General features: G+C 61.0%; 15 protein-coding genes. 14 read left to right on the top strand and 1 reads right to left on the bottom strand.

The annotated features are described in order from the left end of the window. Positions 1–126: 126 nt before the first annotated feature. The 3 genes from A7X65_RS39405 (at position 127) to A7X65_RS39395 (ending at position 1467) form a co-directional block, all read left to right on the top strand. Positions 127–483, top strand: a complete 357-nt coding sequence (locus A7X65_RS39405) for a response regulator (protein ID WP_063694800.1) — start codon at positions 127–129, stop codon at positions 481–483. A 20-nt stretch (positions 484–503) separates the two neighbouring features. Beyond that, a complete protein-coding gene (locus A7X65_RS39400) occupies positions 504–896 on the top strand; it encodes a VOC family protein (RefSeq protein ID WP_063694799.1) in 393 nt (130 codons plus the stop codon). A 355-nt stretch (positions 897–1251) separates the two neighbouring features. Beyond that, positions 1252–1467: a helix-turn-helix domain-containing protein gene (locus tag A7X65_RS39395; RefSeq protein ID WP_245324070.1), complete on the top strand. Its 216-nt coding sequence runs from the start codon at positions 1252–1254 to the stop codon at positions 1465–1467. 1280 nt (positions 1468–2747) lie between these two features. Here A7X65_RS39395 and A7X65_RS39390 read toward each other — a convergent pair. Further along, complete coding sequence (locus A7X65_RS39390; protein ID WP_063694797.1) at positions 2748–3728, bottom strand: LysR family transcriptional regulator; 981 nt, start codon at positions 3726–3728, stop codon at positions 2748–2750. Positions 3729–3830: 102 nt separating this feature from the next. Between A7X65_RS39390 and A7X65_RS39385 the strand changes: the two genes are divergently transcribed. Genes A7X65_RS39385 through aroQ form a run of 11 tightly spaced genes read left to right on the top strand, consistent with a single transcriptional unit; the run spans position 3831 to position 12107 of the window. Further along, positions 3831–4775, top strand: coding sequence for a ketopantoate reductase family protein (locus A7X65_RS39385; protein ID WP_063694796.1), 945 nt, complete (start codon positions 3831–3833; stop codon positions 4773–4775). Between the two features lie 4 nt (positions 4776–4779). Next, positions 4780–5166, top strand: coding sequence for a VOC family protein (locus tag A7X65_RS39380; protein WP_063694795.1), 387 nt, complete (start codon positions 4780–4782; stop codon positions 5164–5166). Between the two features lie 12 nt (positions 5167–5178). Next, a complete protein-coding gene (locus tag A7X65_RS39375) occupies positions 5179–5649 on the top strand; it encodes a MaoC family dehydratase (protein WP_063694794.1) in 471 nt (156 codons plus the stop codon). Further along, on the top strand, positions 5646–6872 hold the full coding sequence (locus tag A7X65_RS39370) for a CaiB/BaiF CoA transferase family protein (RefSeq protein ID WP_063694793.1): 1227 nt from the start codon (positions 5646–5648) through the stop codon (positions 6870–6872). The genes A7X65_RS39375 and A7X65_RS39370 overlap by 4 nt, the downstream gene beginning before the upstream one ends. A 3-nt stretch (positions 6873–6875) precedes the next feature. Continuing rightward, entirely contained in the window at positions 6876–7703 is an 828-nt protein-coding gene (aroE, locus tag A7X65_RS39365) for a shikimate dehydrogenase (RefSeq protein ID WP_063694792.1), read from the top strand. Positions 7704–7718: 15 nt separating this feature from the next. Continuing rightward, positions 7719–8573: a shikimate dehydrogenase gene (locus A7X65_RS39360; protein WP_063694859.1), complete on the top strand. Its 855-nt coding sequence runs from the start codon at positions 7719–7721 to the stop codon at positions 8571–8573. 51 nt (positions 8574–8624) lie between these two features. Continuing rightward, a complete protein-coding gene (locus tag A7X65_RS39355) occupies positions 8625–9293 on the top strand; it encodes an amino acid ABC transporter permease (RefSeq protein WP_063694791.1) in 669 nt (222 codons plus the stop codon). An 11-nt stretch (positions 9294–9304) separates the two neighbouring features. After that, the gene (locus A7X65_RS39350; RefSeq protein WP_063694790.1) at positions 9305–9961 is read left to right on the top strand and encodes an amino acid ABC transporter permease; all 657 of its coding nucleotides are present in this window, start codon (positions 9305–9307) and stop codon (positions 9959–9961) included. A gap of 51 nt (positions 9962–10012) precedes the next feature. Beyond that, positions 10013–10840 carry a transporter substrate-binding domain-containing protein gene (locus A7X65_RS39345; RefSeq protein ID WP_063694789.1) on the top strand — a complete coding sequence of 276 codons (828 nt, stop codon included), beginning with the start codon at positions 10013–10015 and terminating at the stop codon, positions 10838–10840. A 57-nt stretch (positions 10841–10897) separates the two neighbouring features. Continuing rightward, positions 10898–11644 (top strand): amino acid ABC transporter ATP-binding protein, encoded by a 747-nt coding sequence (locus A7X65_RS39340; RefSeq protein WP_063694788.1) that lies wholly within the window; start codon positions 10898–10900, stop codon positions 11642–11644. 13 nt (positions 11645–11657) lie between these two features. Beyond that, complete coding sequence (aroQ, locus tag A7X65_RS39335) at positions 11658–12107, top strand: type II 3-dehydroquinate dehydratase (RefSeq protein WP_063694787.1); 450 nt, start codon at positions 11658–11660, stop codon at positions 12105–12107. Positions 12108–12147: the final 40 nt, after the last annotated feature.

The raw sequence follows: 12147 nt of genomic DNA, 5'->3' as shown, positions 1-12147 counted from the left end.
CTTGACGTCCCTGTTCGACATAAAGCAGGACAGAAACGTGTTGATCTATAAGTGCGATAGATGCCGGGAGGAAGTCTGGAAGTAGCGGACTGACGCGCTTAAACGTCCGATAAATTGGGAGATTGCATGGGCGTTGCAGTGATTCTGGTGGAAGACGAAGCACTCATTCGCATGATGATCGTCGAGATGCTAGAGGAGCTTGGTCACCGGGTAGTGGCGGAAGCTGGCAACGTCACCCACGGGCGTTCGCTTGCTTGTTCGGCCGATTTCGAAGTGGCGCTGCTCGACATCAATGTCGGCGGCGAGAACATTCTGCCTGTTGCGCAGAGTGTGGCGGCGCGAGGTCTGCCGATCCTGTTCATGAGCGGATACAAGGCAGACGGCCTTCCGGACGGCTTTTCAAAGTCTCCGCTTCTTACGAAGCCGTTTGAGGTCACAAAGCTGCGTGAGGCGATGGAGACCTTAGTCGCAAAGGTGAACTAACGCAGCCTGGCGATGACCAAATGATCCACCACGTGTCCATTGGCAGCAACGACATTTCGCGTGCGAAGGCCTTCTACGCCCCGCTGATGTCGTTGATCGGCTTTCGACTGCTCAAATCGTCCGCCTCATCTCTGCACTATGGGGCATCCGATATTGTGTTCAGCATCGAGACGCCGGTTGACGGTCGCCCTGCTGCTCCAGGCAACGGCGTCCACATCGCCTTTCAGGCACCTGACCGCGAGACAGTTCGGCGCTTCCATCAAACGGCTGTGGCGCATGGAGGCAATGATGAAGGCGCGCCGGGCATCCGCGCCAACTACAACGCCAACTACTATGGCGCATTCGTGCGCGATCCAGATGGGAATAAGATCGAAGCCGTGACTTACACGGCGAGAGAGAGCTTCGGTCTCTAGGCAGCCCAAGCCGAAAGCATCATCCGACGGCAAAACAACGCAAGAGGGCGCCGGCCCTGCTGGGCCTAACTCCCAACGGGTAGCGCAACGTGTCAGTGCCGCCCCTTTGCCGGGAGATGAAGTGCGATGTAGATGATCTTACGGAGCGTAGAGGTCGTCCCGAGCCCGTCATCCATGGGGAGCGAGTGAATATCAACGGATCTTAAGCCGCTTTCGCCTGGTCCGCCGCTTCGTCCCGCTTGAGGTTAATCAGATTCAGCCGCGCGGCCGAGGCGCGCGCGTCGCAAAGCGCACGGTGGTGATTTTCTAGTGCGATGCCATAGGCCGCACAGAGCTGGCCGAGGCCATAGGACTTGTGTCCCGGGTACCGCCGACGCATTCCGGTGCAGGTGCAGAGCTTTGGGAATCTGAAGAGGACCTCGCCTTGGAGGCTGGGCTGGATCGGACCTACATCAGCCAGGTCGAACGCGGCACGCGCAATTGGACCATTGTCGTGCTGGCTCGTTTGGCTCGGGCGCTACAGACCACCCCGGATCAGTTGCTTGTCCCTGAAAAAAAGAGCCGGGGCTAACTGAGAATGGTCAAAGGTCCTCCTCGATTCCGAGCAGAGTATCCGCGAATTGGGCCGCGCGGAAAAGTGTACGCATGTTGAGCTTGTTTGCCTCTACGAATGAGGCGGCTACCTTGACGCGCAGGCCCTCGTAAGCCGATTTAAGCGTGACTAATGCGCGTATTTACCTGGTCGCAGCCTTGGTCGAAGGTCCGATCGAGTTCGGAGGGCGCCTAGGGCAAAGGGGGCCCCTTCGACCCTTTCTGTTCCCTTGAGCTCCCTGAGTAGGCCGTCTGGTGCGCTGGCTCCTGCGCGGGGGCGAGCCTTGCCCAAGATGACATTCGAAATCGCTCTGGTCCCTTTCGGGATGTTGAAGCGAGTGAGCTACACACCGCCCGCCGGTTGGTCCATCCCTTAGGCCACGACGCCTCCACCCAAGACCCCTCAAGTTGAGGGAAGCCTCCGAGCCGCTTGGGGCTGGCGCCGAGTGCAAAGCGGTCGGCCCGAGACCTAGGAAGGTATTGGTGCGGCCCAGCAAAAGGGGGATCCGGGTTCATCCCGGAAAAGGGAGGTGGAGGGGCATTCCGTTTCAAAAAGCGCAAGCAATCCAGAGATTGGCGGGGTGCCGACTGGGGAGTCCAGTATCTCTTGGCCCGAGCGGGTCGGTAACCGAAATCGTGCCCTCTTTGACCCCTGAAAAGGGAGCGTAAAGCGTGGAGGACCATGGCGAAGATAGACGGTACAGGAGGCCATCTTGCGACAAACAGATCGAAGAAGAGCATAACGATCATCTTTCCTTGATGCCATTGGGCTGCGACCAATCGAAAGACGTGGCTTGCTGAACTTCGACCCAGGTGTGTTTGTGTAGCTGGGGCTAGCTCAAACTTCCCCATGATGGACTGGAGCGAGAGTTTCAGGTTTTCAATCGGTTAGAGAGTGCCGTGTGCGCGACGTGTGCGCCGGGAGATCAAGAAAAATCTCATCACAGTCCAGCGTGAGCAGACTTGTCGCGCATCCGCGGGATCTGAACTCATGAGAGCAGGAGGCGGGCGAGTGTTTACATGCCGCCTCAGATGTTCGAGGCGGAAAGGTCAAAAATTGCAGGTTCGCCACTCTCCCTGTGTTTCACGAGATACCGCGAACAGACCCATTGGTACAGGGCGACCAAGTGCCAGAAGTAAATCTGGATTTTCGGACGCGCAAATTGCATTTCTGCCTGATGATAAGGACCACCAAATTGACAGCTCTTTCCCGCAAACCTGGCGCCGACGGTGAAGAGGGTTGAATTAAGCAGCGCTCCATTACGACGGCAAATCGCGTGGCATTCGCTTCTTTGGCCGACCGGACCGATGTAGACCCCGCACTTGCTGCTGTTGAAAGAGTTCCCCGCAGACCTCACGCAACCATTGACTTGCCGGGTCGTGATGAAAGCGGGCGTGCCAATATTGTTTCACGGTAAAGCCGGTGATCGCCAGCGGGCAATCGAGCACGCGCAGTCCGTAGTAGTGAGCCAAGGTTTCGCCGATGTGCCTTGGCAGAGTGGCGATCAGGTCAGTCGTCCCGACGATTGCGGGTAGCCCCAAAAAGCCGGGGAGCTCAAGAGCAACGTCAGGGACTATCCGTTGCTCCTTTAGAGCGTCCGCGAGCAACTGATGTCCGGTGCCGGAGCGAATGAGGACGTGCGCCTCACGCCTGAAATCCTTTGTGGTGATGCTGTCGCGGATGCGGGCATGTTTTGCGTTAGCGAGGCAGACCCAATCCTGCGGAAACAGTGCCTGCTGGAAGTGTCCGGCGTCGAGGTCCGAGATGTAGCCAAGCGCCAGATCGGCCTCGCCTGACTGCAGCATCCGGGGGGTGTCGGCACCAATCTGTGCTGCTTCGATGCGGACGCCGGGACCAACGCGACGAACGTGCGCGAGGATGGCGGGCAGGAGCGTGATGTGGCTCGCATCGGTCATGCAGATGACGAAGCGGCGCTTGGCGCTCGCTGGATCAAACGTAGAGCGAAGCTCCGCCAGACGACGCAGCATCTCCAATGCCTGTCTGGCCGTGCCGATGAGAGCCTCGGCGCGCGGGGTCGGCAACATGCCCTCAGCCGAGCGGATGAACAGCGGATCGTCCAATTCCTTTCGCAGGCGGGCCAGCCAGATCGAAACAGTCGGCTGACTTTGCCCGAGCTTTTCTGCTGCCTTGGTGACGCTGCCCGTGGTGAACAATGCGTCGAACAGCCTGAGCAGGCGCGGGTCCAGCAGGTTCGTCTCGGACGGGCCTAAGTGCTTCATTGCGAACTGCAATAATGGTTATAAGGATCATAGCATATCCAAATACAACCCATCTTGCTAGCACGTTTCCAACGCCAAAATCGGCGAGGGAGAAGCGTTCGGATGAGGATCTGCTTTGTCGGAGCGGGAGCCTTGGGCTCGACCATCGGCGGCACGCTGGCGCGCGGCGGTGCCGAGGTTTGGTTGATCGATCCGTTTCAGGCTCATGTCGACGCGATCAATGCCGGTGGTCTGCGGCTGCTCGAAAGTGGCGCCGAGACCGTCGTGAAGGTCTCTGCCTGCATTTCCGCGGACCAGGTCGGCAACGTGGCGGACCTCGTCATCGTCCTCGTCAAATCCTATCACACGCGGGATGCGATCCGGGCCGCGGCGCCGATCATCGGACCGCAGACGGTTGTGATGTCGCTGCAAAACGGCCTTGGCCACGAAGACATCCTCTCGGAGGAAGTCGGTCGTGACAGGGTCATGGCAGGGAAGACCTATGTTGGCGGCGTGCTGCTCGGACCCGGTCATGTTCGCTCCGGCGTCGTCGGCAAGGAAACCATCATCGGCGAGCTCGATGGACGCTTGACCGAGCGCGCACAGCGGATTTCCGAGACGTTCAATCGTGCCGGCGTTCTCACGCTGCTCAGCGACAACATCCTGGGCACGATGTGGGACAAGCTCTTCATCAACGTTGCCGGCGGCGGAATCACCGCCGTTACCGGTCTGACTTATGGCGGTCTCTATACGCTGCCGATCCTGGAGGATTGCGCGCTGGCCGCAATCTCGGAGGGCATCGCGGTGGCGCAAGCTGCCGGCGTGAAGATTTCGATTGCCGATCCGCGCCTTGCCTGGACGATGGCCTCCGCCGGGCTACCGCCCGAGTTCAAGACGTCGATGTTGCAGAGCTTGCAGTCCGGCAATCTGACCGAGGTCGATTACATTCACGGCTCCGTCGTGCGTTGGGGCGCCAAGCTCAACGTGCCGACCCCCGTCAACTCCACCCTCGTCGCACTGGTCAAAGGGCTCGAATACGCCGGCCGCGATTATCCGGGAAAGGCCTGAGACGATGTCACTACCCCGCGCTTATGTCGAACACGTTGCGATCCGCGTGTCGGACGTTGATCGTCATGTCGGATTCTTTCGTGAAGTGCTTGGTCTCACTATTCGCGACGAGCAACCGGCCGATGGCGCGCGTCCGCGTCAGGTGTGGGTGCTCGGAAGCGTGCAGCTCATTGACGACCCGAATTTCGTCGGGCCAGAGGGGCGTCTCGCCCATCTTGGAATCATGGTCGACGATTACGATGGTGTGCTCGCCCGTGCTGACGCGTGGGGCGCCAAAGCACTGCCCGCCGGGCCGAACTGGCTCGAGCTGCCGGGCGGGCTCAACGTCGAAATCTTGCAAGCCAGTGCAGGTGCCGTGGAAGCGGCGCTGGCGATCGATCCACGGGCCTAAGGAATACGCGACATGACGGATGAGCGCTACTGGGACGATGCCAAGGTCGGCGACGAATGCGTTACTCCCTCGGTAACGGTCACCGAAGCGATGGTGAATGCCTATGCCGAGCTGACGGGCGATTTCACGCCTGTTCATGTCGACGAGGAATACGCCAAGACCACACCATTCGGTACGCGCGTCGCGCACGGGTTGTTTGGCCTGTCGCTGGCCGATGGCTTGAAGACCCGCGCCGGCTACCGCTTCCTTCCGGGAATGTCGCTGGGCTGGACGTGGGATTTCAAGCTGCCGATCAAGCTCGGCGACACCGTGCATGTGAAGTTCCGCGTTGGTTCAATGCGCGCCACGAAGCGGGAAGGGTGGGGCATCGTGGTGCTCCCCTCCGAGCTGATCAATCAGCGCGGGGAGGTGCTGCAACTCGGTGAGCACCGGCTCATGATCCCGATGCGCCCGAAGGCTAGCGCCGCAGGAGGGCAGGCATGACCGCGCAAGATCTGCCGCTCAAGGGTATTCGCGTCATCGACTACAGCCATTTTCTCGCCGGGCCCTTCATGGGCCGTTGCCTCGCCGCGATGGGTGCGGACGTCATCAAGGTGGAGCGTCCGAAGGCAGGCGATGCGGGCCGCGCCCACGGCTACTTCAAGGACGGACAATCCGGCTACTTCCTGCAGCAGAATATGGGCAAGCAGGGATTGTGCATCGATCTGCGCGACAAGCGCGGTCTCGACATGATGATGAAGCTGGTCGACACGGCCGACGTCTTCATCGAGAACTACCGCCCGGGCGCGCTCGAACGCCTGGGACTCGGTTACAAGGCGCTGTCGGCGCGAAATCCTGGACTGATCTACTGCTCCGTCTCCGCCTATGGCCATACCGGTCCCTGTGCTGACCGTCCCGGCTTCGGCCTGATCGCGGAGGCAATGTCGGGCGCCCTGGCGCAACTGGGCTCCCCCGGCGAAGCGCCGCCGCTGCTGCGGATGCCGCTGGCGGACATGTATACCGGTATTCATGGCGTGGCTGCGATCAATGCAGCGCTGGTCGGCCGCGCGTCCTCCGGGCGCGGCCAGCATATCGATCTCGCCCTTTACGATTGCATGGTCTCGATGCACGACTATGCGGTGCAGCGCTACTTCCTCTCCGGCGGTACCGACCTGCCGCGGCAGACCGGCAGCGGGCAGCCGGACTCGACCGTCTACGGCGTCTTTCCGGCCAAGGACGGCAATCTCGTCATCGCCGCGCAAGTTGATGATGCGTGGCGACGATTGGCCAGCCTGATCGGAGGAGACACGCTGGCATCCGACCAGCGCTTCACCACGCCTGCTGCGCGCAACGCCCATTATGCTGAGGCGATGGAGATTGTGCGCACCTGGACGCTGTCGCAGCCGTCTCGGGACGCCTGCCTTGCGGCACTTGAGGCAGCAGGTGTGCCGTCCGCTCCCGTGCAGACCATCGAAGAGGTCGTGCAGGATCCGCAGATCCACGCGCGTGGCATGCTGGTCGAGCAGAAGCATCCTGTCCTCGGCAAGGTGACGCTGCCAAACCTGCCGTTCCGCTTCTCCGATTGCGACACCACGGTGCGCACGCCGGCGCCGCTGCTCGGTCAGGACAATCGCCGCATTGCAGAGTCGCTGGGACTTTCGGCCGAACTCGTCGAGGCGATGGTGCGTGACGGTGTCCTCTATAATGAAGTCGCAGTGCAGGAGTGAGCGATGAGCGACCGTTATGCGGTGATCGGCAATCCGATCGGCTTCAGCAAATCACCTCTCATCCATGGCACTTTCGCCAGACTGACGGGACAGGACCTTGTCTATGAGGCGATCGAGGGTCCCCTCGATGGCTTCGGCGAACGGGTCGATCAATTTCGGACGGAGGGCGCCAAGGGGCTGAACATAACCGCCCCGTTCAAGCTCGATGCCTTCGCCTATGCAAACGAGCTTTCGGAGAGCGCCAAACGAGCAGGCGCCGCAAACTGCCTGAAGTTCGACGGCGATCGGATCATTGGCGAGAATTTCGACGGGATCGGCCTTGTGCGCGACATCACCGTCAATCTCGGCGTCAAGATGGCCGGCCGCCGCGTCCTCGTGCTTGGCGCCGGAGGCGCGGCGCGAGGCGCACTGCTGCCGTTCCTGCGCCAGGGGCCCTCGGAGCTGGTCCTCGTCAACCGAACGCTGTCGAAAGCCGTGGCATTGGCCGACGAGTCTGCCGGCTGTGGTCCCCTTATCGTCAGTGGCTACGCCGAGCTGGCCGATCTCGCGGAAGGTTACGACGTCGTCGTCAACGCGACGTCTGCCAGTCTGCGCGGTGAAATGCCGCCGCTTCCAGGCAATGTCTTCCGCGGTGCAGAACTCGCGTACGAACTCGCCTATGGCAAGGGATTGACACCCTTTCTGCAAGCGGCTCGAGCGGAAGGCGTAGCCAAGCTCGCCGACGGCGTCGGCATGCTGGTGGAGCAGGCGGCGGAAGCTTTTGCCTGGTGGCGCGGCGTTCGACCGGGCACGGCTCAGGTCATAGCGGAACTGACCGTCCCATTACGCTAACGGGCGATGCCGAACATGCAACCCAAGCCCAGCTTTCTCGTCGGCCTGATCGGTAGCGGCATTGCTGCGTCCCGCACCCCGCCCATGCACGAATCGGCCGCTGACGCTGCGGGCATCCGCTATCTCTACAAGAAGATCGATCTGACTGAATTGAAACTTGGAGCCGAAGCGCTGCCGGAGTTGCTGACGGCGGCAAAGCGGATGGGCTTCGACGGCTTGAACGTGACCCATCCCTGCAAGCAGGCGATCCTTCCACTCCTGGACGAGCTTTCGCCTGACGCGGAGGCGCTTGGCGCCGTGAACACCGTGGTCGTCAGGAACGGTCGAATGACCGGCCACAACACCGACTGGTTCGGCTTCGCCGAGAACTTTCGCCGCAACATGCAGTGTGCATCGCTCGGTCGCGTCGTCCAGTTCGGCGCGGGCGGCGCAGGCGCAGCGGTTGCTTTCGCGCTGATGAAGCTCGGCGTGCAGGAGCTGACTATTATCGACGTCGACCTGACCAAAGCGCAGAGCTTGGTGGATAGCTTGTCCCCCCGATTTGCAGAGGGGCGCTTGAAGATCGGCCACGATGTTGTGGCCACCGTTGCTGCCGCAGACGGAATTGTCAACGCCACGCCGATCGGCATGGACAAATATCCTGGCACGCCGCTGCCAACGACCTTGCTGCGTCCCGATCTCTGGGTCGCCGAGATCGTCTACTTCCCGCTGGAGACCGCATTGCTGCGTACAGCGCGTGCCCTCGGCTGCCGCACCGTCGACGGCGGTGGCATGGCGATCTTCCAGGGCACGGAAGCATTTCGCCTGTTCACGGGCATCTCACCCGATCCAGCCGTCTTCTTCGCGACTTTTGCAGCCCTGGGAGGGTGACGTCAGGCCGATGGGCGAGCGGCTCGCACAACGCCCGAGAGGAAACGCAAGATGGGCTATACGCTCGATTTCTCGGTGGTTTGGCATGCAATGCCCGCACTGCTGTGGGGGTGCGTGGGTACATTGAGCCTGGCGCTTGCCGGCATGGCGCTGGCAATGATGATCGGCGTCGCCGGCGTCGCCGCACGCGATTCGAGGGCGGCCTGGTTGCGGGCCATCGTGATCGGTTTCGTCGAGATCGTGCGCAATACGCCCTTCCTGGTGCAGATCTTCTTTCTGTTCTTCGCCCTGCCGCTCGTGGGATTGAAGCTCAATCCGACCGCCACCGCCATTATCGCGCTCGGTGTCAATGGCGGCGCCTATGCCATCGAGATCATCCGCGGCGGGGTGCAGTCCATTCACAAGGGACAGGTGGAAGCCGGCTACGCGCTCGGACTGCACAAAGGGCAGGTGTTCCGGTTCATCGTGCTCAAACCCGCGCTTCGCGCGATCTACCCCTCGCTTACCGGGCAGTTCATCATGCTGACGCTGACCTCGTCGATCTGCTCGGCGGTATCGGCCTACGAATTGACATCGGTTGCGCAGCGCATCGAAAGCGACACGTTCCGCAGCTTCGAGGTCTACTTCTTCGTGACCTTCCTCTACCTCGCGATCTCCTGGCTTCTGATGCTGGGCTTCGCGGTCGTCTCTCACCGATTCTTCTCTTATCCGATGCGCTGAGGGAGGCGATCATGACTCCGCATTTCGGTCTTCCTGAGTTCGGTTTCCTGCTGCGTGGTCTGCAGTGGACGATGCTGCTGACGCTGGTTGCATTTGTGGGCGGCTGCACGGCGGGGCTGGCTGTCGCATTGCTGCGTACCTGTGGTCATAAGGGCGTGGAATGGATCACCCGCATTTACATCGGGATGTTCCAGGGCACGCCGCTGCTGCTGCAGCTCTTCGTCGTGTATTACGGATTGGCGCTCACCGGGCTGAAGCTCGACGCCTTCGTCGCGGTGGCGATCGGTTTCACCGTGAATGCCTCCGCCTTCCTCGGCGAGATCTGGCGCGGCGCGATACAGGCCGTGCCGCGCGGCCAGACCGAGGCGGCGATGGCGCTCGGACTGCACTATTCGTCCCGCATGCGCGACATCGTGCTGCCGCAGGCGATCCGCATCTCGCTGCCGGCGACCATCGGCTATCTCGTGCAGCTCATCAAGGGCACCTCGCTCGCTGCCATCGTTGGCTTCATCGAACTCGCCCGTGCCGGTCAGATCGTATCGAACCAGACCTTCCAGCCCTTGCTCGTCTTCGGCGTGGTCGGCGCGATGTACTTCATCCTCTGCTGGCCACTGTCGTGGTGGGGCAGTCGGATGGAGGCCAGGCTCGCCCTGGCCAGTCAAAGGTAGGAACGGCGCACCTACTCAATCACAAATAGCCATCACCAGGAGGAGATACTCATGTTTTTTTCACCCAACCGTCGCCAGCTCGGCATCGCGCTGCTGGCATTGGCGGCTATCGCCACCGGAGGCAAATCGCAGGCCGGAACTCTGGAAGACGTGAAGAAGAAGGGCGTCGTCGTCATCGGCATTCAGGGCGACAATCCTCCCTGGGGCTATGTCGACAGCTCGGGAAAGCAGGATGGCATCGACGCCGACATGGGACGGGCCTTCGCTGAATATCTTGGCGTGAAAGCCGAGTTCGTTCCGCTGGCAGTGGCCAATCGTATTCCGGCGCTAACCACGGGGCGGGTCGACATTCTGTTCGCAACCATGGCGATGCTGCCGGAGCGTGCGAAGGCGGTGCAGTATTCCAAACCCTACGTCGCGAATGAGATTACACTGGTCGCAGCCCAGGCGACGCCGATCAATGACAATGCCGACATGAGCAAATTCGTCATCGGCGTTCCTAGGTCCTCCACGCAGGACACTCAGGTGACCAACAACGCCCCGTCCGGCACCGAGATCCGCAAGTTCGACGACGACGCCGCCACCATTCAGGCGCTGCTCTCTGGCCAAGTCCAGGCAGTCGGCGCGAATCTATTTTATCCGCAGCGTCTCAACGCCGCAAAGCCGGAACTGGGGTTCGAGCCCAAGCTTCACTTCACCGCCCTTTACAACGGGGCTTGCACACGACTGGGCGAGAAGGAGTGGAACGAGACGGCCAACAAGTTCATCGACCAGATCAAGTCGAACGGCAAGCTGGCCAGTTTCTATGCCAAATGGATGAAGGTCCCGGTCCCGGTCTTTCCGGACTCCGTCCCCGGCGTTCCCTTCACCGTCGAGTAGCCACTGCGAGCGGCCGACGCGATCCACGTTGGCCGCCGCCCCACGGCGGAGACCAGCATGCAGAACCAGATCCTGATCGAAATGAAAGCCGTGCAGAAGTGGTACGGCGGGTACCAAGCTCTCCGCGACGTCGATCTCACCGTGCGCAAGGGCGAGAAGATCGTGCTCTGCGGCCCGTCCGGCTCAGGCAAATCGACGCTGATCCGCTGCATCAACCGTCTCGAGCCGATCCAGCAGGGCAGCATCGTGGTGAACGGTCACGGGCTTGACGACAGCATCAAGGCTATCGATATCGTCCGTCAGGAGGTCGGGATGGTCTTTCAGAGCTTCAATCTCTTTCCGCATATGACGGTCTTGCAGAACTGTATGCTCGCACCCATCCGCGCGCGCCGCATCAGCAAGAGCGAGGCGGAAGCGATCGCGCGAAAATATCTCGAGCGCGTACGCATCGGTGATCAGGCAGAAAAGTACCCGGCTCAGCTTTCGGGCGGCCAGCAACAGCGCGTCGCGATCGCGCGTGCGCTCTGCATGCAGCCCAAGGTGATGCTGTTTGACGAGCCGACCTCGGCGCTCGATCCAGAAATGGTCAAGGAAGTGCTCGATACGATGATCGGTCTCGCCAACGACGGCATGACCATGATTTGCGTCACCCATGAGATGGGCTTTGCCCGCCAGGTTGCCGACCGGGTCATCTTCATGGCCGAAGGCCAGATTATCGAAGAAGGTACGCCCGACGCTTTCTTCCGCAATCCACAGCATGCCCGCACGAGGCAGTTCCTCGGCGAAATCCTTGCGCATCACTGAACGGAGTAGTTCCATGAGTCGTCTTGTCTACGTCCTGAACGGACCAAATCTCAATTTGCTCGGAAGGCGCCAGCCCCACATCTACGGTCACGAGACGCTTGCGGACGTGGAGCGGGATTGCCGGGCGCTAGGCAAGGAACTCGGCCTGGAAATCCGCTTTCATCAATCCAACAGAGAATACGAGATCATCGATTGGATCCACGAGGCGCGCGAGACGGCTGCCGGAGTCGTGATGAATCCCGCGGCTTTCACCCATACGTCAATCGCCATCCTTGATGCTCTAAACACGTTCGAAGGCACCGTGATCGAGGTGCATATTTCCAACGTGCACAAGCGGGAGGAATTCCGCCATCACTCGTTTGTCTCCAAACGAGCTGATGGGGTGGTCGCAGGCTTCGGTACCCAGGGTTATCTGCTCGGCTTGCGTCGCGTGGCCAAGCTGCTCGATGAAAAGAAGGGGTAGGGGAACGGGTCTCATCGGAGGGTGGCAGATCGACGGCGGG

This window comes from Bradyrhizobium stylosanthis, from assembly GCF_001641335.1.
Taxonomy (GTDB): domain Bacteria; phylum Pseudomonadota; class Alphaproteobacteria; order Rhizobiales; family Xanthobacteraceae; genus Bradyrhizobium; species Bradyrhizobium stylosanthis.
Note: the sequence above shows the minus strand (reverse complement) of the source record. Positions and strands in the feature narration are given on the sequence as shown.